This is a genomic window from Rhizobium sp. PRIMUS64, from assembly GCF_023006465.1.
GTDB classification, from domain to species: Bacteria; Pseudomonadota; Alphaproteobacteria; order Rhizobiales; family Rhizobiaceae; genus Rhizobium; species Rhizobium leguminosarum.
In genome coordinates, this window is record NZ_JALBGX010000059.1 from 17,112 (window position 1) to 40,966 (window position 23,855).

At 60.3% G+C, this 23,855-nt stretch carries 22 protein-coding genes; 10 read left to right on the forward strand and 12 right to left on the reverse strand.

The window, feature by feature from the left end; genetic code table 11:
• The first annotated feature begins 36 nt into the window (after positions 1-36).
• The 5 genes from MOV76_RS21960 to MOV76_RS21980 all read left to right on the forward strand — a co-directional run bounded on the left by MOV76_RS21960 (position 37) and on the right by MOV76_RS21980 (position 4,172).
• Positions 37-528, forward strand: a complete 492-nt coding sequence (locus MOV76_RS21960; protein ID WP_026230605.1) for a hypothetical protein — start codon at positions 37-39, stop codon at positions 526-528.
• 194 nt (positions 529-722) lie between these two features.
• Entirely contained in the window at positions 723-1,001 is a 279-nt protein-coding gene (locus MOV76_RS21965; RefSeq protein WP_018243640.1) for a hypothetical protein, read from the forward strand.
• A 231-nt stretch (positions 1,002-1,232) separates the two neighbouring features.
• Entirely contained in the window at positions 1,233-1,973 is a 741-nt protein-coding gene (locus MOV76_RS21970) for a response regulator (protein WP_018243639.1), read from the forward strand.
• Positions 1,970-3,346, forward strand: a complete 1,377-nt coding sequence (locus tag MOV76_RS21975) for a HAMP domain-containing sensor histidine kinase (RefSeq protein ID WP_247265275.1) — start codon at positions 1,970-1,972, stop codon at positions 3,344-3,346. Before MOV76_RS21970 ends, MOV76_RS21975 begins: the two co-directional genes overlap by 4 nt.
• 166 nt (positions 3,347-3,512) lie before the next feature.
• The gene (locus MOV76_RS21980; RefSeq protein WP_047622434.1) at positions 3,513-4,172 is read left to right on the forward strand and encodes a DUF3313 domain-containing protein; all 660 of its coding nucleotides are present in this window, start codon (positions 3,513-3,515) and stop codon (positions 4,170-4,172) included.
• Between the two features lie 129 nt (positions 4,173-4,301).
• Here MOV76_RS21980 and MOV76_RS21985 read toward each other — a convergent pair whose 3' ends face one another.
• The 7 genes from MOV76_RS21985 to MOV76_RS22015 all read right to left on the reverse strand — a co-directional run bounded on the left by MOV76_RS21985 (position 4,302) and on the right by MOV76_RS22015 (position 11,233).
• Entirely contained in the window at positions 4,302-4,475 is a 174-nt protein-coding gene (locus tag MOV76_RS21985) for a DUF1328 domain-containing protein (protein WP_003552965.1), read from the reverse strand.
• A 150-nt stretch (positions 4,476-4,625) separates the two neighbouring features.
• Positions 4,626-6,053 (reverse strand): gamma-aminobutyraldehyde dehydrogenase, encoded by a 1,428-nt coding sequence (locus MOV76_RS21990; RefSeq protein WP_113542228.1) that lies wholly within the window; start codon positions 6,051-6,053, stop codon positions 4,626-4,628.
• Positions 6,054-6,066: 13 nt separating this feature from the next.
• Positions 6,067-6,879 carry an ABC transporter permease gene (locus MOV76_RS21995; RefSeq protein WP_130653081.1) on the reverse strand — a complete coding sequence of 271 codons (813 nt, stop codon included), beginning with the start codon at positions 6,877-6,879 and terminating at the stop codon, positions 6,067-6,069.
• The gene (locus MOV76_RS22000; protein WP_247265276.1) at positions 6,869-7,831 is read right to left on the reverse strand and encodes an ABC transporter permease; all 963 of its coding nucleotides are present in this window, start codon (positions 7,829-7,831) and stop codon (positions 6,869-6,871) included. The genes MOV76_RS21995 and MOV76_RS22000 overlap by 11 nt, the downstream gene beginning before the upstream one ends.
• Positions 7,828-8,814 (reverse strand): ABC transporter ATP-binding protein, encoded by a 987-nt coding sequence (locus tag MOV76_RS22005; RefSeq protein ID WP_112905227.1) that lies wholly within the window; start codon positions 8,812-8,814, stop codon positions 7,828-7,830. The genes MOV76_RS22000 and MOV76_RS22005 overlap by 4 nt, the downstream gene beginning before the upstream one ends.
• 232 nt (positions 8,815-9,046) lie before the next feature.
• Positions 9,047-10,207, reverse strand: coding sequence for an ABC transporter substrate-binding protein (locus tag MOV76_RS22010; protein WP_247265277.1), 1,161 nt, complete (start codon positions 10,205-10,207; stop codon positions 9,047-9,049).
• Between the two features lie 117 nt (positions 10,208-10,324).
• The gene (locus tag MOV76_RS22015) at positions 10,325-11,233 is read right to left on the reverse strand and encodes a LysR family transcriptional regulator (RefSeq protein WP_018446011.1); all 909 of its coding nucleotides are present in this window, start codon (positions 11,231-11,233) and stop codon (positions 10,325-10,327) included.
• Positions 11,234-11,412: 179 nt separating this feature from the next.
• Between MOV76_RS22015 and MOV76_RS22020 the strand changes: the two genes are divergently transcribed.
• Entirely contained in the window at positions 11,413-12,162 is a 750-nt protein-coding gene (locus MOV76_RS22020) for a hypothetical protein (protein WP_047622386.1), read from the forward strand.
• 168 nt (positions 12,163-12,330) lie between these two features.
• Here MOV76_RS22020 and lysS read toward each other — a convergent pair whose 3' ends face one another.
• From lysS to MOV76_RS22045, 5 genes are all read right to left on the reverse strand, one after another.
• Complete coding sequence (lysS, locus tag MOV76_RS22025) at positions 12,331-13,827, reverse strand: lysine--tRNA ligase (RefSeq protein WP_247265278.1); 1,497 nt, start codon at positions 13,825-13,827, stop codon at positions 12,331-12,333.
• Between the two features lie 22 nt (positions 13,828-13,849).
• Positions 13,850-15,316 (reverse strand): glutamate--tRNA ligase, encoded by a 1,467-nt coding sequence (gltX, locus tag MOV76_RS22030; protein ID WP_018243629.1) that lies wholly within the window; start codon positions 15,314-15,316, stop codon positions 13,850-13,852.
• A 245-nt stretch (positions 15,317-15,561) separates the two neighbouring features.
• Positions 15,562-16,311, reverse strand: a complete 750-nt coding sequence (locus MOV76_RS22035; RefSeq protein WP_247265279.1) for a TerC family protein — start codon at positions 16,309-16,311, stop codon at positions 15,562-15,564.
• Positions 16,312-16,526: 215 nt separating this feature from the next.
• On the reverse strand, positions 16,527-17,366 hold the full coding sequence (locus MOV76_RS22040; RefSeq protein ID WP_166480781.1) for an AraC family transcriptional regulator: 840 nt from the start codon (positions 17,364-17,366) through the stop codon (positions 16,527-16,529).
• 208 nt (positions 17,367-17,574) lie between these two features.
• A complete protein-coding gene (locus MOV76_RS22045; protein WP_018446017.1) occupies positions 17,575-18,255 on the reverse strand; it encodes a TetR/AcrR family transcriptional regulator in 681 nt (226 codons plus the stop codon).
• A 151-nt stretch (positions 18,256-18,406) separates the two neighbouring features.
• Here MOV76_RS22045 and MOV76_RS22050 point away from each other — a divergent pair, with 151 nt between their 5' ends.
• From MOV76_RS22050 to xylB, 4 genes are all read left to right on the forward strand, one after another.
• On the forward strand, positions 18,407-19,624 hold the full coding sequence (locus MOV76_RS22050; protein ID WP_247265280.1) for an HlyD family secretion protein: 1,218 nt from the start codon (positions 18,407-18,409) through the stop codon (positions 19,622-19,624).
• A 127-nt stretch (positions 19,625-19,751) separates the two neighbouring features.
• Positions 19,752-21,350: a DHA2 family efflux MFS transporter permease subunit gene (locus tag MOV76_RS22055; protein ID WP_018243623.1), complete on the forward strand. Its 1,599-nt coding sequence runs from the start codon at positions 19,752-19,754 to the stop codon at positions 21,348-21,350.
• 208 nt (positions 21,351-21,558) lie between these two features.
• Complete coding sequence (locus MOV76_RS22060) at positions 21,559-22,584, forward strand: LacI family DNA-binding transcriptional regulator (protein ID WP_047622388.1); 1,026 nt, start codon at positions 21,559-21,561, stop codon at positions 22,582-22,584.
• 21 nt (positions 22,585-22,605) lie between these two features.
• The coding region (gene xylB, locus MOV76_RS22065; protein ID WP_247265281.1) for a xylulokinase at positions 22,606-23,855 on the forward strand (1,250 nt) is incomplete at its 3' end.

Below are 23,855 nucleotides of genomic sequence, written 5' to 3' on the forward strand. Positions count from 1 at the left end.
CGATGCGGGCTACACTTTTGGCGACAGGTCAGGAGTGTGCCAGTGATGTCTTCCGCGCAAAACAATCAGCAAAAGCCAATTCTCGTCTTTCTCGCAAAAGACGCTGCCTGCGACATCGTCTCGAAATTGAATGAGAACGGATATGTCGCGGCGGCTGTGTCCTCGGTGCCGGAACTGTTCGACGCCTTGCGTTCGGACCGATATTTTCTGGTCGTAACGATGCGATCGGATATCGACATGGTCCGAAACATCAAGCCGATACCGGTCATCAATCTGGAGGTGTTCTTCCACACTGTCCAGTCGGCCACAAAGTCCGTCCGCTCCTCGAAGGAGTTCGACAGCGATGCATTTCTAAGAAGGATCGCGGCCCTCACGGAGTCAAGGACAGGCAGGGTTAGTGCAGTCCGAAGAGATCCGGCCGCAAACGAGACAGTGATTGCAAGCACGGCGAAGGCATCCCGGTGGCGGGCCGCCACATCTCTTCTGTTGAGTCGCCGCGCCGCGCCCAGCGCAGAACGAGCCGATTAGACGTGGGCGCATTCTCATTGCCGACAGACCGGTCTTCGCTCGATTCAGATCCCGATGACCCGGCGCGCGCGCTCTGGCCGGCCACGCTGGGCCACGTTGCCGACGGATCCTATGCGCATCTTTCTACCGGGTTTCGTCGGCTTGAAAGCGTCATTCCGAAACCAGAACTTCTGACTTGGTGCGGGTGTCTTCTCATGTTTCAGTTGCTCGGGGCAGCGTCAGCGAGCGGATATATCATCACGGCACTGTTCGTGCTCGTGGCGATCGGTCGTCTCGCCAGAAACGTTCTCCATAAGCTCACCGCACGGCTTCCGAAGCGCTCAGCGTTGAAGCATTACACGACGGCGATCGTCTCTCTGGTGTTCTTTTGCCTGCTGGTCGTTCGGATGTGTTTCATCGCCACCGTCATCATCGATAGCGCAATCCGAGGTGACCATGTGGAAGTCAGTGGCGACCCCGAAAGGCAGTTTTGACGGCGGACTCCGTGTCGGAAATCCCGCAACATATCTCAACATTACCGAATATAGCATTGCACGATACTCGATATCCTAAAGGCGGAGCGGTGTCGGCGCGGCGACAGATCGTGTGGTGTCTGATGTCCGGGAGATTAACCACTGCGGTTGACAGTGGCCGAGGCCGCCTGATGTAGACACGGTGAAACGTGGTAATTTCGCGCCGAGAGACATCTCCCGGCAAGAGAACGAATGACGATGGCATATGAAATGGCAGTTCCCAATCAGGCTCATATCCTCATCGTCGAAGACGATCCCGCAATCGCAGATATGCTGGTGGACCTAGTTCGAACCAGCGGCTTCGAGGCCTCGTCGGTGGAGAGCGGCGCGGCTATGGATCGAATGATGGCGCGACAGCAATTCGATCTCATCGTCCTCGATGCGATGTTACCGGGCGAGGACGGCTTCAGCATCTGCAGGCGGCTTCGTGCGTCGTGCTCGGTGCCAATCCTGATGCTGACGGCACTCCAGGAGGATATCGACCGCATTCTCGGCCTGGAGCTCGGGGCCGATGACTATGTCACGAAACCATTCAACTCCCGCGAGCTGCTGGCCCGGATCAAGAGTATTCTCCGCAGAGCGTCCTATGCTCATCATCAGGAGGAAGCACTTGGACCGATGATGTTCTCGGGATGGCGCATCGATCCAAAAAGCCGTCAACTCCACGACGCCGATGGAGCGCAGGTTTCCATGACAACCGCGGAGTTCGATATCCTCCTGGCCTTCTGCTGCAATCCCAACAAGGTTTTGACTCGCGAACAGCTCTTGTCGATGACACATGCCGGATCAGCGGGGCCGGTCGAGCGCAGCATCGACGCCCACATCAGCCGGGTCAGGCAAAAGATAGAGCCAAATCTGAAAGATCCGTCGTTCATAAAGACGGTGCGGCTGGGCGGTTATCTTTTCGCATCCAAGGTAGAGCGTCTCTCTTGAGAAATTTCCGGCGGGCTTCGATCCAAAGCCAGATCCTCATATTGGCGACCTTCCTTGTCGTGCTCGTTTCCGTGGTGGCGACCGCCATGGAGCCCTATATCTACGGCCGTCATGATCGCGGCTTTCAAAACGGCCTGTTTGCTGCCAGAGCGGCGATGGTCGCGGAGCAATTTGCCCAGGCAAATTCAGCGCAAGATGAAGGCGCCGTTCTCACGAGAGCAGCAGCGCTCGGCGTTGGGGTCGAAAAATTGTCGCTAGACCGGCCGCTCGCCGGCAAACAGCAGATGGTATCTCCAGGCGAGCTGGTGGCGCGTATCAACACAATGCTCGCCGACAATATTTTCGCGGCATTTCATCGCTTCGTCATCGGTCAATCACACCCTGATGTCCTGACTGTCGGAATTGATGACAAACGCGCCCTTGTCTTTCAACTGCCAGTTTTTCCCAGCTATGTGTGGTTTGTTCCAGCCGCGGCGAGCGGATTTTTAAAAATCGTCATCCCATTGGTGCTGCTCGCATATTTCAGCAGCCGGCTCATCACCGAACCTCTGAGGCACTTTGCCGCCGCTGCAAAACGAGCGAGCATGGAGGGCAGCTGGGAAAAGCCTTTCGAGCCGGACGGCGCATCCGAGATTCGAAGTCTGGCGGAATCGCTGAACGTTATGAGCGATCGAATCCAGAGCATGGCAGAGGATCGAACAAGAATGCTGAGTGGCGTGGGTCATGATCTCAGGACACCGCTGACGAGATTGCGAATGCGTGCCGAGCGTTCCGGCGAGCCCGAGCTTCGCAGCCTGATGCTGACCGATATCGCCACCTTGAGTTTCATGATCGACGAGTGCTTGGCCTATTTCAAAGACGCATCCACTGCGGAGGCTGATCGAAAGGTCGATATCTCAAGCCTGCTGCAGACGATTGCGACAGACTTCTCCGACATGGGCATCGATGTGAGCTTCACCGGTCCGCGGCGACTGGCGTTTATCTGCAAACCTCAGGCCCTTACTCGGGCAATTACCAATCTGGTCGACAATGCGTCTCGTTATGCAAAGCAAGTCGAAATCGATCTGCGAGAGAGCGACGATGGCGGGATCAAAATATCGGTGGGCGACAACGGCCCTGGTTTGACCGATGAGGCCAAGGCGAAAGTTCTGGAGCCGTTCTTCAAAGTGGATAAATCCCGCCAGATCAGTGCCAAAGGCGGTTCTGGGCTTGGGCTCGGCCTTCCGATCGCCAAAGGGATCGTCACCAAAGCGCACAATGGACAATTGACGTTGTTGAACAGGAAGCCAACCGGCTTGGTCGTCGTGATCGATCTTCCCGCCCCTCAGGGGATCCAGCCCGGAGGCTCGCCGTCGATCCCTTCATCACATTGACTTACTGCCCGTCGTGGCGTCGTCACGCGTCGCGCTGCCTTCGCAGCAAAAGATGGCTCGCGAACATTTCCGCATATCATAGCAAACACAGCAACATTCGAATTCCATAAAACCGGTGCCAGCAGATCCCATGCCATTCGGCATTTCCAAAGCTGGAGCCAAGTCATTGATAAAAAATCCGAAAATCGGCGTTGCAGTGATGCTCGCCTGTTCGAGCGTTGCCGCATGCACGACCCCTGACCCCACGATTTATTCCGGACTTGCTTCGGCATCACAGCTCCAGCCGAACACTGAGGATAAAACCGGCCGCGTGCCGTATCGCTATCGGACGAAAGTCAACTGGAGCCAATACAACCGGATCATCGTCGATCCCGTTACCGTCTATAGCGGTCCTGACAGTCAGTTTGGCAAGCTTGCGGAAAAAGACAGGATCTTCCTGGCCAATTACATGCAGGCGCAATTCACCGAAAAATTGAAGACGCGCTTTGCGATTGTCAGCACACCCGCTCCGGCAACGCTCAGATTGCATCTGACACTGACGGGGGCGAAGGCGACGACTGCGGTACTCGGAACGGTCACCCGCATCGATGTTGCAGGCGGATTGTACAACACCGTCCAGGCCGCTCGCGGCCGAGAAGGTTCGATGACCGGTTCGGTGAATTATGCCGTGGAGGTCTATGATGCTGCGAGCAATCGTCTCCTGTCTTCCTATGTCACCAAGCAATATCCCAATGCGATGAATATCGGCGCAAGCTTCACGGCGATGGACGCCTCCATGGTGGGTGTCCGCAAAGGTGCCGATGCTCTGCTTGCCGAGTTGAAATAGGCGATAGGAGCAAAAGACCTAGCCGTGTTCCATGCACGGCCGAACTAGCCGAGACGTTCGACAACAGAGAGGAAGGGCCGCATGCAGAAGTGATGCGGCCCCGATGTCTTCAAGCAGCTCCGCAACCGATCAGAGGATCGCCTGACCGGCCATCAGCGCAAGGACAAGGAAGATCAGGAAGATCACCAGCGCGATGCCGAAAAGAACGCGGGCGATCGTCGCGGTAGCTGCGGAGACGCCCGAAAAACCGAAGAAGCCGGCGATGATCGAAATCACGAAAAATATCAGAGCCCATTTCAGCATGACATCATCCTTTGCGTTTGCCTGGGAAAGACGCAGCAACCGGGAAAATGTTCCAGATCGCTTGAATGGAATGGCGATCTCTGTGAAGCACCTCCCGGTGCTACTGATGGGCATTGCGTCGAATTTCGTACCCTTGCTTTTCCCGCCGGTTCAGCCGTGATTGATCATCACGTGGCGTACGGCGGTGTAGTCCTCCAGTGCGTAGACCGACATGTCCTTGCCGTAGCCCGACTGTTTGAGGCCGCCATGCGGCATCTCGTTGACCAGCATGAAATGCGTGTTGATCCAGGTGCAGCCATATTGCAGGCGGGCGGCGGTCTTCATGCCGCGGCCGATATCCTTGGTCCAGACGGAGGAGGCCAGGCCGTAATCGCTGTCGTTTGCCCAGGCAACGGCATCATCGGCATCGGAGAAGCGGGTGACCGAGACGACCGGGCCGAAGACCTCGCGGCGGACGATTTCGTCGTCCTGCAGGGCGCCTGCAATGACGGTCGGCGTGAAGAAGAAGCCCTTGTCGCCGGAGACCTTGCCGCCGGCAGTGATCTCCATGTGCTTGTGCTCGGAAGCACGGGCGACGAAGCTCTCGACGCGGTCGCGCTGGCGCCTGGAGATCAGCGGGCCGATCTCGTTTTCGGTATCGTCGACCTGGTTGAAGCGGATGCTCGAGACGGCCGAGGAGAGGTCGGCGACGAAATTGTCGTAGACCTTGGCATCGGCATAGATGCGGCAGGCGGCCGTGCAATCCTGGCCAGCATTGTAATAGCCGAAGGTGCGGATGCCTGCGACGACGGCATCGATATCGGCATCGTCGAAGACAATGACCGGGGCCTTGCCGCCGAGTTCCAGATGGGTGCGCTTGACTGTCTTGGCAGCGGCCTGCAGCACCTTCTTGCCGGTTGCGACATCGCCGGTGATTGAGATCATGCCGATCTTGGCATGATTGATCAGGGCGTTGCCGACACTTTCGCCACGGCCGAGAATGACGTTGACGACGCCTTCGGGAAGGATCCCGGAGAGCAGCTTGGCCATCTTCAGCGCCGTCAGCGGCGTCTGTTCCGAAGGCTTGAAGACGACGGTATTGCCGCCGGCAATAGCCGGCGCCAGCTTCCAGGCCATCATCATCAGCGGATAGTTCCACGGCGCGATCGAGCCGACGATGCCGATCGGATCGCGGCGGATCATCGAGGTGTGGCCGGGCAGATATTCGCCGGCCGCCGGTGCGTGCAGGTTGCGCACGGCGCCGGCGAAGAAGCGATAACAATCGACGATCGCCGGGATTTCGTCGTTCAGCACGGCATTGATCGGCTTGCCGCAGTTCAAAGCCTCCAGTGTGGCGAAGCCGACGGCATCCTTCTCGATCGCGTCGGCGACCTTCAGCAGGTAGCCGGAACGCTCGCCTGGCGTCGTCTGCGACCAGCTTGTGAAGGCTTTTTCGGCGGCATCGACGGCGGCGTCGACCTGAGAGAGCGAGGCTTCCGGAAGGTCGATCACTGTCTCGCCCGTCTTCGGGTTCAGGATGTGCTCTTCCGTCTCCGTGCCTCTTTCGAAGCGGGAACCGATCAGCATTTGGATATCCATGATGTTCTCCCTGTTATTTGCCAGCACCGGCGATCTGGTCGCCATCGCGGGTGAGGTAATAGGCTGCCAGGATTGGCAGGAAGGTGACGAGCACCACGACCATGGCGACCACATTGGTGACAGGGCGCTGGCGCGGGCGGATGAGTTCTTCGAGCATCCAGATCGGCAAGGTCGATTGCTGGCCGCCGGTGAAGGTGGTGACGATGACCTCGTCGAAAGACAGGGCGAAGGCAAGCATGCCGCCGGCAAGAAGAGCGGTGCCGATATTTGGCAGGATGACATGACGGAAGGTCTGGAAACCGTCGGCGCCGAGATCCATCGAGGCCTCGATCAGCGAGCCGGATGTGCGGCGGAAACGAGCGACGGCATTGTTGTAGACGACGACCACGCAGAAGGTGGCGTGGCCGAGCACGATGGTCCAGACCGAAAACGGGATGTCGAACAGGCTGAAGGCGGAGCGCAGGGCAATGCCGGTGATGATGCCGGGAAGGGCGATCGGCAGGATGACCAGCAGCGAGATCGCCTCGCGTCCGAAGAACTTCGTCTGGCTGACGGCCGCAGCACAGAGCGTGCCGAGGACCAGCGCGATCGCCGTGGCGATGACGGCGACCTGTACGGAAAGGCCAAGCGCCGACCAGACATCCGGCCGGTTCCAGGCGACGGCAAACCACTGCAGCGTCAGCCCGGGTGGCGGCCACTGATAGCTCTTCTCTTCGGTCGTGAAGGCATAGACGAAGATCAGCAGGATCGGCAGGTGCAGAAAGAGCAATCCGACGGCTGCGGCGATCTTCAAGGTCAGTGGCGATGTCCTGTGGTCAGAGCGCATCGAAAGCCCCCATTTTCCTGGCGAGCGACAGATAAAGCGCCATGATGACGATCGGCACGACGGAGAAGGCGGCGGCGAGCGGCACATTGCCGGCCGTTCCCTGCTGGGCATAGACCGCCTGGCCGATGAAGAGCCTGGACGAGCCGATGATCTGCGGGATGATGTAATCGCCCAATGTCAGCGAGAAGGTGAAGATCGAACCGGCGACGATGCCGGGGAGTGCTAAGGGCAGGAGCACGGTGCGGAAGGTCTGGCGCGGCGTGGCGCCGAGATCCGCCGAGGCCTCGATCAGGTTGCCGGGTACCCGCTCGAGGGCCGCCTGCGTCGGCAGGATCATATAGGGGAGCCAGATATAGACGAAGACGATGAAGGTGCCGAGGTAGCTGACCGACAGTGAGTTTCCGCCGATGACGGGCAGGTTCAGGATGGCATCGAGCAGCCAGGAGAGATGGAGCTTCTCGAAGATCCAGGTGAGGATGCCCTCCTTGGCGAGGATCAGCTTCCAGGCGTAGATCTTGACGAGATAGCTCGACCAGAGCGGCAGCATGACGCCGAGATAGAAGAGCGCCTTCCATTTGCCTTGCGCATAACGCGCCGCATAATAGGCGATCGGGAAGCCGATCAGGGCGGCGGCGGCGGTGACCAGCGCCGACATCACCAGGGTGCGGATGATGATGTCGAAATTCGCAGGATTCAGCAGTTGGGCATAGGTCGAGAGGGTGAATTCGGTATTCACCAGCCCGGAGAAATCGTCGATCGAGAAGAAGCTCTGCAGAAGCAGCGCGATCAATGAGCCGATATAGATGATGCCGAGCCAGAGCAGCGGCGGCGTCAGCATCAGGAAGAGCAAGAGCTTCGGGTGCCGCCAGAAGGCATCCGACAGTTGGCCGAAGAAACCGCCACGCCCCGGAAGGATCGAAGTCTTGCCGCCTGTGATGGTGAGCGTCGTCATGCCGCATCATCCATGTAGTGGATATCGGCCGGTTGCCAGGCGAGGCGGATACCGGCGCCGAGATCCGGCACTGGCGCGCCGGCCGGCAGCATGACATGCAGCCGGCTGCCCTTGAGGTCGACGCTGAGACGCGTGGCCGCGCCGAGGAAACTTGCATTTTCAACTTTCGCCTCGACGCCGTCGCTTGCCAGCCGGATCGCCTCGGGGCGGAGGCTCGCCCAGCGTTTCTCGCCGCCAAGCAAGGCCATCAAATCAGGCGCGATGACGTTCGACGAGCCGACGAAATCGGCGACGAAGCGGGTCCTCGGGCAGCGGTAGATATCCTGCGGCGTGCCTTGCTGAACGATGTTGCCATCGTTGAAGACGGCGACGCGGTCGGCCATGGACAGAGCTTCGCCCTGATCGTGGGTGACGAAGACGAAGGTGATGCCGAGCGCGCGCTGCAGGCTCTTCAATTCTTCCTGCATCTGCTCGCGCAGCTTCAGGTCGAGCGCGCCGAGCGGCTCGTCGAGCAGCAGCACCTTCGGCTTGTTGACGAGCGCGCGGGCGAGCGCCACGCGCTGTCGCTGGCCGCCGGACAACTGACCGGGGCGGCGGGCGCCGTAGCCCGGCAGCTTGACGAGTTCGAGGGCATCGCCTGCCGCCTTCATCCGCTCCGCCTTACCGACGCCCCTGACCATCAGCCCATAGGCAACATTGTCGAGGATGTTGAGATGCGGAAAGAGCGCATAGTCCTGGAACACGGTGTTGACGTTGCGGCGATAAGGCGGAACGCCGTCTGCCGTCTCGCCGAAGATCTGGATATGGCCCGCGGTCGGCTGCTCGAAGCCGGCGATCAATCTCAGGCACGTCGTCTTGCCGGAGCCGGATGGCCCGAGCATGGCGAAGAATTCGCCCGGCGCGATCTCGAGATCGACGCCGTCGACGGCGCGAACCTGGCCGAAATGGCGCGATACCTGTTGGAAACGGACGGCGGATGTCATGAGGGCTCCGGGTCTTGGGATGCACTGAACGGGTGAGATTCTTGCAGACGCAAAAACTCCTCCCCAACCCCTCCCCAGAAGGGGGAGGGACTTAACCTTCAGCACCCTCCGGATACAACCTTACTGCTGCATACAGCAGGGACGAGGCGGCGCCGCTGAAGCCCCTCCCCCTTGTGGGGATGGGTTGGGAAGGGGTCTTACGCTACAACAGTCCCCTCAGTGAGAGCGCAAGTTACCGTCCGCCGATCACGCCGATATAATCCGACACCCAGCGATGATAGGGCACGCATTCGCCCTGCGTCGTGCATTTGGCGACCGGGGTTTTCCAGAACTTGATCTTGTCGAAGTGATCGAAGCCGTTGGTGGCGCAGCCGCTATCACCCATCAGTTCATTGCCCTTGCAGGCCGCAGGAACGGAAGGCACGGCGCCGAACCAGGCGGCGGCGTCGCCCTGGACCTTGGCCTTCAGCGAATGTTCCATCCACATATAGGCACAGTTCGGATGTTCGCTGTCGGCATGCAGCATGGTGGTGTCGGCCCAGCCGGTGACGCCTTCATCCGGGAAAGCGGAGGCGATCTTCTGCTTGTCGACCTGCAGCAGGTTCACCTGGAAAGGCCAGGAGCCGGAGGCGACGACGCCTTCGTTCTTGAAGTCGTCGATCTGGATCATCGCGTCGTGCCAGTAGCGGGAGACGAGCTTGCGTTGGCCGCGCAACAGGTCGAGGGCGGCCTTGTACTGGTCCTCGTTCAGCTCGTATGGGTCCTTGATGCCGAGATCCGGCTTGTGGGCCATCAGGTAGATGGCGGCATCGGCGATGTAGATCGCGCCGTCATAGGCCTGGACGCGGCCCTTGTTGGACTTGCCGTCGGGCAGTGTCTGCTCCTCGAAGACGACGTTCCAGCTGGTCGGCGCCTTGTCCTTGAAGGCATCGGTATTGTACATCAGCACATTCGGTCCCCAGAGATAGGGCACGCCGTAATGCACGCCACCGACCGTATACCACGGTCCGTTCTGCAGGCGCTCGTCGACGGTCTTGAAGCTCGGGATCAGATCGGTGTTGATCGGCTGGACACGCTTGCCGGCGATGAGACGGAGCGAGGCGTCGCCCGATGCCGTGACAAGATCGAAGCCCCCTTCGTTCATCAGCGACACCATTTCATCCGAAGTGGCGGCGGTCTTGACGGAAACCTTGCAGCCGGTCTCCTTTTCGAAATCGGTGACCCAGTCGTAGTTCTTGTCGGTTTCGCCGCGTTCGATATAGCCGGCCCAGGCGACAATGCTGACCGCGCCTTCGCCCTTGCCCAAGGCCTTCAGCGGTTCGGCGGCGATCACCTGCGTCGCGAAGCTCAGGCAGGTGAGAGCCACCGTGCAGGATTTCAACAGATTCGTCATCATCCGTCTCCCGGTTTGCCACTTTCTGTGGCGGTTTGTTCCCGGATGAAAAGGTGACGCGAAAAAGCCGCTTTCGCAAATTCATTTATCAGAAAGACGGTATCGGAAATTCCGATATCAGCGGATGCGGCCGGATCTTAAGGTTTCGGCGATACCGACGAAGTCGCGCGCCGCCTGCGGCAGGCTGGAGCCCTTGCGCCAGACCATGCCGACCTGGACGACCGGCAGCGAACCGGAGACGTCGCGGCTCTCGATGCGGTCGCCTTCCAGCGACCATGGACGGTACACGAGATCGGGAAGCAGGGCCACGCCAGCGCCTGTTGCAACCAGGCTGCGCACCGCCTCCACCGAACGGGTGCGGAAGGCGACATGCGGGCGGGCGCCGAGTGCTGAGAGCAGCTTGCCGGTATTCTCCTCGATTTCGTCGACCGTCAGCATGATCAGCGGTTCGCGGGCGATGTCGGCGACCGAGATGATGTCGGCCGATACCAAGGGATGGCCCATCGGCAGCCATAGTCGATAGGGCGAGGTTTCCAAGATCTCCGCCTGCAGCGCCATGCGGTCGCGCAGGTTTGATATCACCATGACGGCGACATCAAGTTCGCCGCCGACCAGGAGATGTTCGAGGTAACCACCATTGTCCTCGATGGCGCTGACCTCGATGCCCGGACAGGCGCGCCGATATCGCGCCAGCAGGTCGGAGAGGACGTAGCCGGCGACAAGCGAGGTGACGCCGATGTTCAGCGTGCCGGAGAGGGCGCTTTGCTGGCCGGAAAAGCTGGTCCTTGCATCGGAGACGGAGGCCAGGATCTTCGTCGCATGACGCAGGAACTGGTGGCCGTTATGGGTGATCGTCAGGCCGCGCGGATGGCGCTCGAAGAGTTCGACGCCGAGGTCGGTTTCGAGCTCCTTTAGTGCTTCCGTCACCGAGGATTGCGAGATCGAAAGGTTCTGTGCGGCTCGCGTCACCGAACCCTGTTCGGCGACGGCGACGAAATATTGAACCTGGCGAAGCGTGAAGGCCATGGGCGTTTAGAGCATGGCGGAATAGGCCGTGGCAAGCGGCCCAAAAAAGCGGACCTTTTTTGGTGTTTTCTCAAAATGGCGCAGGCTTCACACGCCCACTTAAACTTTCGGAAACGTCATTTCTTTAGCGTTCTCAACACTTGTCCTGCGTTGGAGTTTCAGATGGCGGAGCAGTTGGCGTGAAGGCCTTACTGCGCATCTTCCGGCCTTCCCGGAAATTGGCAATCATCATCGGTGGAGTCGCTCTTCTGGCGGGCGTTTCCGGCGGTGCGGCGGTCTATGTCGGCAAGGACAGGCTGATCGGTGCAACTGGTGGTGGCTACGGGCTCGAATGCAGCGACGTCAACCTGGTGACGATCCGGAAGCAGGACCACGTCTGGGTGCGCAAATACATCAAAACCGAACCGACCGACGGGATGACGCGCGTCAAGACCGCGCTTCGTGTCGCCCAGGCCGTTTATGCCGCGCAGAAGCCGGATCTGGTCCAGGTGGTGGTGCTCGACGAGAACGGCCCCACCTTGCGCGCGGATATTCGCGGCCGGGCGATCGGCGCCGATGTCGTCTATATCCCGCATCCCGACAAGACCGTTCCCGGCCTCGACGACAAGTCCTATACGGCGCGCTACTACGACGGCAAGGCCAGTGAAAACGGGCTGTTCTTCGGCGAGCGGATTGAGATGCCACTCGACGAGATCGCCATGATCAGCGCTGGTTTCAAGGACCCCGAGGATTGCGTCGACCCGGTCGCGGTTGGCTCGACGAAGAACGGGGAAAAGGGCAAGGAAAAGAAGCCGGCAGGCGGCGCACATGGCGCAGCACCGGCAGCCGAAAGCGAAGCCGCGCCTGCCGAGAACGCGGGTGCCGATGTGGTGGCGGAAGCGCCGGCCGAAGAGCCGCCGGCGGAAACTGCACCATCTAAGGCCCATTGAACGAACAGCATGAAAAAAGCGGAGCGCCGGCTACAGCGCCGCGCGTCTTTTCGGACGCGCAAAGGACGCTGTAGCACTTTGAGTTGCTGCATAATTTATCCTTAAATCGATCCCGATTTAAGGAATTATGCAGTTGCACCCCGCTTCGATTTTTTGCTTTTCTTCCGGTCAGTCGGCTTTGCTGCGGCGGGCCGGGAAGAGGATGACGTCGCGGATCGACGGCGCGTTGGTCAGAAGCATGATGAGACGGTCGACGCCGATGCCGAGGCCACCTGCCGGTGGCATGCCCTGGTCGATGGCGTCGAGGAACTCCTCGTCCAGCTGCTTTTCCTTTTCGCCGCGGGCATGCGCCTGTTCGAGCTGCTCGACCATGCGGCGGCGCTGCTCTTCGGGATCGTTGAGCTCCGAGAAGGCGTTGCCCAGTTCCCAGGCGTTGCAATAGGTCTCGAAGCGCTCGACCAGGCGCGGCTCGCCTGGCACTTCCTTGGCGAAGGGCGAAATGTCCTTCGGGAAATGCGTGACATGCGACGGCTGGATCAGGGTGGATTCAACCTTTTCCTCGAAGATGAAGGCGAGGCATTCGCCCCAGGTCCAATCTTTCTCGACCGCAAAACCGGCAGCCTTGGCGGCAGCGCGCGCCTCTTCATCGGTCTTGATGGCGAGGAAGTCGATGCCGGTCGCTTCCTTGACGGCATCGGGCATCGGCACGCGCTTGAACGGACCCTTGAAGGACATGGTCTTGTCGCCGAAGGGGAATTCCGTCGCGCCGTGGATGGAGAGCGCCAGGTTTTCGAACAACCGCTCGACGAGGTCCATGATGTCCTCGTAATCGGCATAGGCCCAGTAACACTCCATCATGGTGAATTCGGGGTTGTGCCGGGTGGAGACGCCTTCGTTGCGGAAGTTCCGGTTGATCTCGAAGACCTTGTCGGTCAGCCCCGACACCAGCGTGCGCTTGAGGAACAGTTCCGGCGCGATGCGCAGGTACATGTCGAGTTTCAGCGTGTTGTGATGGGTCTTGAACGGCTCGGCGGTGGCGCCGCCATAGACCGAATGCAGCATCGGCGTCTCGACTTCCATGAAGCCGTCATTTTCCATGAAGCGGCGGATGCCAGAGAGGATCTTCGAGCGCTGCTGGAAGCGGAGCTTCGAATCCTCGTTGGTCATGATGTCGAGATGGCGCTTGCGATAACGCAGCTCGATGTCGGAGAGACCGTGCCACTTCTCGGGCATCGGCAGCAGCGACTTCGTCAGCATGGTGATCGTCTGCGCGTTGATCGTCAGCTCGCCACGCTTGGTGCGGCGCACGATGCCGGTGACGCCGATGATGTCGCCGATGTCGATCATCGGCAGCAGGGCGCGGGCTTCCTCGCCGGTGACATCCTTGTGCGAGAAGATCTGGATCTTGCCGGAGGCGTCATGGAGATCCATGAACATGCCCGAGTTGCGCGAGGAATAGACGCGGCCGGCGACGGTGACGACATCCTGCGTCTCGGTGTCCGGCTCCAGGCTCTCGTATTTCGAGGTAAGCTCGGCATTGCCCATCGTGCGGTGAAAATGCGCCGGATAGACCTCGCCGACCTGCTCGCGCAGCAGCTTCAGCTTCTGGGCGCGCACTTCCGTCGCGTCGGAGGAAAGGGTGTTTTCGGTCTTGTTGTCAGCCATTGTCGAAATCCTCTGACTGTTCTTACTTCGAGCCGACGAGGGCGGCGACCGCCTGCGAGGCGAGCTTCAGACGCTGACGCACGACGGACCGGCCGAGGATCGCCATGGAATCGAAAAGCGGCAGGGAACGCGATGAGCCGGATACGGCGACGAAGAGCGGCGAGACCACGACCTTCAGCTTCTTGCCCATGCGGTCGGCGATCGCGCGCAGCTCCGCCTCGATCGTCTCGACGTTCCATTCCAGGATCTTTTCGAGATCCGGCTGAACGGTGTTGAGGATCTCCAGGATCTCCTCCGGCGGTGACTTGATCTTGGCGAAGTCGGAAGGCTGCAGGCCGAGATCGGACTTCAGCAGGAAGCCGGCGAGATCGGGCAGTTCGCCGAGCTTGGAAATGCGCGTCTGCGACAAGCGCAGACCTTCCTTCAGACGGTCGTTTTCCATCGCCCAGGTCAGCACACGCGCCTGGAACTCCTCTTCGGACAGCTTCTCGCGGATCCAGCGGCCATTGAGCCAATCGAGCTTTTGAATGTCAAAGATCGCACCGGCCTTGGAGAGGTTTTCCGGGTCAAACTTCTCGGAGAGCTCGTCCATCGTCAGGAGCTCTTCGCCCTCAGCGATCTGGACGAAGAACAGACCGAGGAAGTTCATCAACGCTTCGGGAATGTAGCCAAGCGCGGAATAATAGGAGATCGAGGTCGGGTTCTTGCGCTTCGACAGCTTCGACTTGTCGGCATTGCGCATCAGCGACAAGTGCATGAAGACCGGCTGGTCCCAGTCGAAATAGCGATAGAGCAGGATGTGCTTCGGCACGGAGGCCAGCCATTCTTCGCCGCGTGCGACGTGAGTGATCTTCATCAGATGGTCGTCGATGACGTTGGCCATATGATAGGTCGGCATGCCGTCGGCCTTGATGAGCACCTGCATGTCGACCGAATCCCACGGAATGGAGACATCGCCGTAGACGCCGTCCGTGAAGTCGCAGGAGCCTTCGGCCGGAATCTTCATGCGGATGACGGTCGTCTCGCCGGCGGCCATGCGCGAGGTGACTTCCTCGGCCGTGAGGTTGAGGCAGAGACCATCGTACTTCGGCGGCTTGCCGGCGGCGCGCTGGGTTTCGCGCATCTGCTCCAGCCGCGCGGGTGTGCAGAAGCAGCGGAAGGCATGGCCCTTGTCCAGCAATTCCTGCCCGTAAGGCTGGTACATTTCCTTGCGGTCGGACTGGCGATAGGGGCCGTAGGGGCCGCCGATATCGGGGCCTTCCTTCCATTCCAGACCGCACCATTTCAGCGCGTCCAACACCTTCGTCTCGAATTCCGGGGTCGAGCGCGTCGCATCGGTATCCTCGATACGCAGGATGAACTCGCCGCCGTGCTTCTTGGCGAAAAGGTAGTTGAAGAGAGCGATGTAAGCGGTGCCGACATGCGGCTCGCCGGTCGGCGAGGGAGCGATGCGAACGCGGACGCCGGTAGCTGTCCCGGAAACTGTCATTGTGTGTGCCCGTCAATGATGCCGGACGGCTTTCATGGGGAAAGCGACGTTCGGCCGGAAGGATGCAGATATCTTCATCGGCAAACCGGCCGGAAAAGGGCATGCGCCCGCACTATCCGCCGATCGTCCGTTCGGCTGGCCTTAGGCCATATTCAACCGGGCGCGTCAAGAAAAACCACGCCTGCAAAGGCCTGATGGTGGTGCGTGAGGGCGCGTCGGTTCCGCCGCGCCCTCGTGCCCAAGCCTCAATGCGCGGCGTCGCGTTTTCGCTTGCGGGCGTTGCGTGCGATCATGTTCAGTACCTCGACCAGCGCCGAGAAGGCCATGGCGGCATAGACGTAGCCCTTCGGCACATGGAAGCCCATGCCTTCGGCGATCAGCGTCGTGCCGATCATCAGCAGGAAGGCGAGCGCCAGCATGACGATCGTCGGGTTCCTCTCGATGAAGTTGGCAAGCGGGGTCGCGGCAACAAGCATGACGGTGACAGCGGCGACGACGGCGACCACCATGATCGGCAGATGCGGCGTCATGCCGACGGCGGTGATGATGCTGTCGACGGAGAAGACGAGGTCGAGCAACAGGATCTGGCCGATGGCCGATGCAAAGCCTGTCGTGGCCGACTTGGCGATGAAATCCTCTTCATGGTCCACGGGGTCGACGCTGTGGTGAATTTCCTTGGTGGCCTTCCAGACGAGGAACAGACCGCCGGCAATCAGGATGAGATCCTTCCAGGAGAAGCCGTGGCCGAAGGCTTCAAACAGCGGTTCGGTCAGCTGCACGATCCAGGCGATGGTGCCGAGCAGGACGAGACGCATGACGAGCGCAAGACCGATGCCGATCTTGCGGGCCCTCTCCCGGTGCTCAGGCGGCAGTTTGTTGGTGAGAATGGAAATGAAGATCAGGTTGTCGATCCCGAGAACGACTTCCATCACCACCAGCGTGATGAGCGCCACCCAGGCGGCCGGATCCTGAATGAGCGTCATGATTTCCTGCATCAGCGTATATCCCTTTCGCGTCACATGCGTGAATGACGCTCGCAATGTAATGTTGCCGGCCTGCCAAGCAAGCGCAGCAAGGGGTATACGAAACCGATGTGACTTTTATTCCCTAGAACAGGATTTAAGGCCGGGTCGGCCTTAAATTTGAATCCTGTTCTAAATTAAAGAGTTGGAGCATGACGTCGTCCGAAAACCGCTCGCACTTTTCGGCATCATGCTCTGATCGGCAACCAGATTTCGGTGACGCCCATGCCCGTATAGGGGTCGAAGCGCTCGTCATAGCGTTCGAACATGTCGGGTGTCTCGCCGTGCTCCAGGCCCGAGGTCGGCCACCATGCGCCAAAAATCCGGTTCATCGTCGCCGGAATGCCGGAGACGTGGCCGCGATGGGCAAAGACGGCGTAGCGCTGACCTGGAAGCTTGAGCGTTGCAAAATCTCCCGGCAGATCGTCGGCATCGGAGATTTCGACCGCGGCCATATAGCGGAATTTCTCCGCTTCGCCGTCGATATGCGTGCAGATGCCGTAGGCGACATTGCCTTTCTGACCGGAGATATGACCGAAATGGGCATTGAACTTCTGCCAGAGAGAGGGAATGGCGGCGTTGCCGCCATAGGGGTAAATCTCCTGCAAGCCGGCAAACAGCATCGGTTGGAGGGTTTCGAAGCGGGGCGGTTCGAGGTCGTTGAGGTGGGCAGGGTCCATTCTGATCGGCTCCAGCAAGACAAGGTTACGGGCGTGCCCCTGTCTGCGCACCGCATCCGGCGTCATGCCGAACTGGTCGCGGAAGGCACGGGTGAAGGCCTCGTGCGAGCCGTAGCCCGCGCAAAGCGCAACCTCGAGAATGGTGGATGAACCGCCGACCAGTGTGGGCACGGCGCGGCTGAGGCGCCGCCCTCTTATATAGCCGCTGATCGAGTGACCGGTGACGAGCCCGAAGACGCGCGACAGATGGTAGCGCGACAATCCGGCTGCTTCCGATATCTCTTCCAGCGATATATCGCTTTCGAAATGGCTCTCGATGAACCAGATCGCCCGTCCAACGGCGCTCATCCTCACTCTCCTACAGCGCCGCGCGTCTTTTTGAGAGGCGCAAAGGACGCTGTAACACTTTGAAGTGCTGCATAATTTTATCCTTAAATCGATTCCGATTTAAGGAATTATGCAGTGTTGCAGCTTCTTCCTTAAAGAAAAGCCGGCAGCCGGATTTGATCGCTATTGCGGGATTTTGGCCGATGGAGTGCGGCGGTCTAGGGTGTGGTCAGGCGGTCTCGTGCCGGCGCACGCCATAGGCGGCCATGAAGACCCGGATGGCGCCGCGGATGACGCGCTCGATTTCGTCACGCGGCGGCGGCTCTTCCATGCTTCCAAACAGGCGGAGTTTGAAGAAACTACCGCTGGCGAGATCGAGAAACTGGCCGGCGGCGAGATCGATGTCGTCGATCTCCAGCCTGCCTTCGGCGATGTGCCGTTCCAGGAAGTCGCGCATGATGGTGCGCAGGTTTACCGGGCCCTTGAAGAAGCGTTGACAGAGCACCGGCATGCGGTCGCGAACGCCGAGAACGGTGCGCATCGCGTTGATGACCTTCTCATCGGTCATGTGGGTGACGAAGCTTATCCCGAATTCGTACAGGCCGGCTTCGGGATCGTCATGTTCGGCAAGTGCCGTGCGCACGGCCGCCACGAAGGCGGCGCGCTCGGTCTCGATCATCGCCGAAAACAGCTCTTCCTTGTTGGTGAAATAAACGTAGAGCGTTCCCTTGGAGACTCCGGCCTCGCGCGTCACGTCATTCATGCTGGCGGCGTCGAAACCCATCTTCATGAAGACGCGCTTGGCGCCGGCGAGAATCTGTTGGCGCTTGGCCGGATCTTCGCCTGCGGCAAATCGGCCTCCGGCAGCGGGAGGGCTGAATACAGCGGCGTGGTCGAGTTTCAGCGTCATGTCCTCTTAACCGTGTTTACGGTTTCGCACTTTCTTTAAAGAAATCGAACCGATTGGTTCTATACATCTTGATATGACGATAAAACAGGTTTAAGTCAACTGAACCGAACCGTTCAGTTCGATTATTTACTCCAAGATCGGTAAAGTGGTTATGTCGAGCAACCAGAAGAGCAACGTCGCGCGTATCGTCAGCGAAAACGCCGGGACCGAAGAGGTAAAGGCCGAGGTTGCGGCCGTTGCAGAAGCTCCGACGGCGGAAGCCCGCGAAGTACCTTCCGCTCCCGCGCAGTCGGCGCCGGCTTCGGTCGCCGCCGCACCTGCGGCAGCAAAGAAGCGCCGCAGCCCGGTGCTGCCGATCGTCGTGCTCGCCCTTCTCGCAGGCGGCGGCTGGTATGGTTACGAATGGTGGACGAACGGCCGCTTCATGGTGTCGACCGACGACGCCTATATCGAAGGCGATATCGCAACGATTTCGCCGAAGGTCACGGGCTACGTCGCGAAGGTGAACGTTGTCGCCAACCAGGAAGTCAAAGCGGGCGACGTGCTTGCCACGCTTGATAACGGCGACTATCAGAACGCCCTCGACTTGGCCCAGGCCCAGATCGTCACCGAACAGCTTTCGCTGCAGCGTATCGACGCGCAGATCGAAGGCGCGAATGCGAGCCTCGTGCAGGCGCAGGCGCAGAAGGTGGCACTCGAAGCGGCCGTTCGTGGTGCCGAGATCACGCAGAAGCGCCAGAGCGACCTTCAGGCGAAGTCGGTCGGCACCGCCGCCGATCTCGACAACGCCAATATCGCCCTCGACCAGGCCAAGGCCAATCTTGCCGGCGGCGACGCCAACATCACCGCTGCACAGGCCAACATCACCATCCTCCAGGCCCAGCGCAAGGAAGCAGAAGGCTCGGTCCGTTCGCTGGAAATCTCGCGCGACAAGGCCATCCGTGACCTTTCTTTCACCGTGCTCAAGGCGCCTTATGACGGCATTGTCGGCAACCGCTCCGTCCAGGAAGGCGACCTGGTCTCTCCCGGCCAACGCCTGATGGCACTCGTTCCGGTGCGCCAGCTCTACATCGACGCCAATTTCAAGGAAACGCAGATCCAGCATCTGGTGCCGGGCTCGAAGGTCAACGTCCAGGTCGATGCCTATAGCGATCATCCGGTTGTCGGCACCGTCGAATCGATCTCACCGGCCTCCGGCTCGGTGTTTTCGATGCTGCCGCCCGAAAACGCCACGGGCAATTTCACCAAGGTGATCCAGCGGGTGCCAGTGCGCATCGCGCTGCCGCAGGATGCGCTCGACAGCGGGCGTCTGCGCGCGGGCCTTAGCGTCGTCGTCGACGTCGACACCCGTACGGCGCCGAGCAAGTAAGCCTTTAGAGCAATTCCTGCAAAAGTGTGCAGCGGTTTTGCACCCGGAATTGCGTGAAACAAAGAGATAGAGCAATTCCGTAATTCGAAGAAAAACGGAATTGGTCTGGAAAGGCGGAGGTGGTCTGATGGCCGGGAGCGCGACAGCAACAGCGGGGACGATTCCGGCAGCGCCTGCCCATGCCGACGAGCGCATGGACCCGAAGAAGCTCATCGCCTTCTTCGCGATGGTGCTCGGCATGTTCATGTCGATCCTCGACATCCAGATCGTTTCGGCCTCGCTTGCGGAGATCCAGGCTGGCCTTTCGGCCGGCAGCGACGAGATCGGCTGGGTGCAGACGTCCTATCTGATCGCGGAAGTGATCATGATCCCGTTGTCTGGCACGTTGGCGCGCATCATCTCGACGCGTTATCTCTTCGCGATCTCGGCCGCCGGCTTCACCATGGCGAGCGCGCTGGCGGCGACGGCGACGAATATCGACCAGATGATCGTCTATCGCGTCATCCAGGGCTTCATCGGCGGCGGCATGATCCCGTCGGTCTTCGCGGCCGCCTTCACCATCTTCCCGCCGTCGAAGCGTAGCATCGTCTCGCCGATCATCGGCCTGATCGCGACGCTGGCGCCGACTATCGGCCCGACGGTCGGCGGTTATCTCAGCCACGCCTTCTCCTGGCATTGGCTGTTCCTCGTCAATATCGTTCCCGGCATCATCGTCACGATCGTCACCTGGAACTTCATCGATTTCGACAAGCCGGAACTGTCGCTCTTCAAGAAGTTCGACTGGTGGGGGCTGATCTCGATGGGCGTGTTCCTCGGCGCGCTGGAATATGTGCTCGAAGAGGGCAACTCGAACGATTGGTTCAACGACAGTTCCATCACCATCGCAGCGGTTGCCTCCGGCGTTGCAGCCATCGTCTTCTTCTATCGCGCCTTCACGGTGGATTTCCCCGTCGTCGACCTGAAGGCTTTCGCGAACCGGAATTTTTCCTTCGGCTCGGTGTTTTCTTTCGTCATGGGCATCGGCCTCTATGGCCTCACCTATATCTATCCCGTCTATCTCGGGCGCATCCGTGGATATGACTCATTGATGATCGGCGAGACGATGTTCGTCTCCGGACTTGCGATGTTCTTCACCGCGCCGATCGCCGGCCGGCTGTCGACCAAGATGGACCTGCGCCTGATGATGGTGATCGGCTTCGTCAGTTTCGCTGCCGGCACTTTCATCATGATGCATCTGACGGCGGATTGGGATTTCTACGAACTGTTCATCCCGCAGATCCTGCGTGGCTTCGGGCTAATGATGTGCATGGTGCCGATTAACAACATCGCGCTCGGCACGATGCCGCCCTCGCGCATGCGCGGCGCGTCCGGCCTGTTCAATCTGACCAGAAACCTCGGCGGCGCCGTCGGCCTTGCCGTCATCAACACCGTGCTCACCAATCGGCAGGACGTGCATTACGAGCGGCTGCGGGAGAATATGGATTGGGGCAATCCGGCGGCGATCGACCAGATGAACAACATGGCCGCCAATTTCAATACCTATGGCATGGATGGCGCCTCGGTCGCGATCAAGCAGATGGTGGGGCTTGCCACCAAGCAGGCGATCATCCTCTCCTTCAGCGACGTGTTCCTGATCCTGACCGCACTCTTCCTTGCCATGATCCTCGGTGTCGCGATGATCAAGAAACCCGCGCCGCAAGGCGGGGGAGGCGGTGGCGGCCACTGACCTCCGGCCTGCTGCCCCTTGAAAAGGCCCTCTTCGGAGGGCCTTTTTGTTTGCCGTTTTCTGGCCTCCGTGTCATCAGCCAGATAAGCGTTGGCCGGATCGGTGCGAAGCGGACGGCAATACCGGAAAACAAAGCGGAAATTGGCCTATTCGATTTTTTGATTTACGTACATCAAAAATGGCGCTAATGGTCTCGTCAGGAGGAATGATGAGGCCAACAGTTCACGATATCGCCGCTGCCGCCGGTGTCAGTCTCGCGACTGTCGACCGGGTTCTCAATCAGCGCCCCGGTGTGCGCCACGTCACGCGGGAAAAGGTCGAGACCGCGATCCGCGAGCTCGGTTATGTCAGAGACGTCGCCGCCGCCAATCTTGCCAAGGGGCGCACCTATCCGCTGGTCTTCATCCTTCCGGCCAGCGACAATTCCTTCATGTACGGGCTCAATGCCGAAATCCGGCAGGCCGCTGTCCGCTCGCCGGCCGAGCGTACCGATATCCGCACCATCGAGGTGCCGGCCTTCGATCCGGCCGCCCTCGTCTCCGTGCTCGAAGGGCTTTCCCAGGAAAAACCTTGTGGCATCGCACTGGTCGCGACCGATGCGCCTGAGGTGCGCGCCGCCGTCGACCGGCTGGTGCGCGAGCGCTTTCCCATCGTTACCCTGGTTTCCGATCTCACGGGCTCGCTGCGCCATCACTATGCCGGCGTCGACAATATCGCGGCCGGCCGTACAGCCGCCCGACTGCTCGGGCGATTTCTTGGGCGGCGAAAGGGCGAGATCGCTGTGCTCGCCGGCTCCATGCTGGTGCGCGATCATCGCGAGCGGCTGGAGGGCTTTAGCGCAGTCATGGCCGAGGAATTTCCTGATCTGGCGATCCTGCCGGTTCTCGAAGGCCGCGACGACCCCGAGGTCGCCCACATGCTCGTCGCTGACGCGCTTTCGAGGAATGCCGGAATCATCGGCGTCTACAGCCTCGGCGCCGGCAATCGCGGCCTGATCCGGGCTCTGAAGGAGAAGGCCGTCGACCGCATACTGACCGTGATTGCCCACGAGCTGACCGCCCATACGCGGGCGGCACTCATCGACAACACGATCGACGCGATCCTCAACCAGGATGCCGGCCATGAGGTGCGCAGCGCAATCCGCGTGCTGAAAGCCAAGGCGGATGGGCTTGCCGTCATCGAAGCGCAGGAGCGCATCCGCCTCGACATATTCCTGAAAGACAATCTGCCGTAACGGCAAAGGGAGAAATACCACATGTATCTGGGTCTCGATCTCGGAACCTCCGGCGTCAAGGCGATGCTGATCGACGGTGATCAGAAGATCGTCGGCTCGGCCAATGGTTCGCTCGACGTCTCGCGTCCGCATTCCGGCTGGTCGGAGCAAGAGCCGGCCCACTGGGTGCGCGCCACGGAGGAGGCTGTCGCCGGCCTCAAGGCAAAACATCCGAAGGAGTTAGCTGCGGTCAAGGGCATCGGCCTTTCCGGCCAGATGCACGGCGCAACGCTCATCGATGCCTCCGACAAGGTCCTGCGCCCCTGCATCCTCTGGAACGACACCCGCAGCTATGTCGAGGCCGCGGCACTCGATGCCGATCCGCGCTTTCGCGCGCTCACCGGCAACATCGTTTTCCCCGGCTTCACGGCGCCGAAGCTCGCCTGGGTCGCAAAACATGAGCCCGATGTCTTCGCCAAGATCGCCAAGGTGCTCTTGCCGAAGGACTACCTGCGTCTTTGGCTGACTGGCGAATATATCTCGGAAATGTCGGATTCTGCCGGCACTTCCTGGCTCGACACCGGCAAACGCGCCTGGTCCTCCGAACTGCTCGCCGCCACCAAGCTTTCCGAGGAGCAGATGCCGGCGCTTGTCGAAGGCACCGAGCAGGCCGGCAAGCTCCGGTCCGAACTGGCGGCGCAATGGGGTATATCAGGTGATGTCGTCGTTGCCGGTGGTGCCGGCGACAATGCGGCTTCGGCCTGCGGCATGGGCACGGTCAGCGATGGCGCCGCCTTTGTCTCGCTCGGCACATCAGGCGTACTTTTTGCCGCGAACGGCTCGTATCTGCCGAAGCCGGAAAGCGCCGTGCATGCCTTCTGCCACGCGCTGCCGAACACCTGGCACCAGATGGGCGTCATCCTGTCGGCGACCGATGCACTGAACTGGCATTCCGGTGTGACCGGCAGATCGGCCGCCGATCTTACCGGCGAGGTCGGCGACACGCTGAAGGCGCCCACCGGTGTCACCTTCCTGCCTTATCTCTCCGGCGAGCGCACACCGCACAATGATGCCGTCATCCGCGGCGCCTTCATCGGCCTCGAACACGAAAGCAGCCGTATCGTTCTGACCCAGGCAGTGCTCGAAGGTGTCGCCTTCGCCATTCGCGACAATCTCGAAGCGCTGCGCTCGGCCGGCACCGGCATATCCCGGGTCACGGCAATCGGCGGCGGTTCGCGCTCGCGTTACTGGCTGGCGTCGATCGCGACCGCGCTCGGCGTTCCGGTCGACCT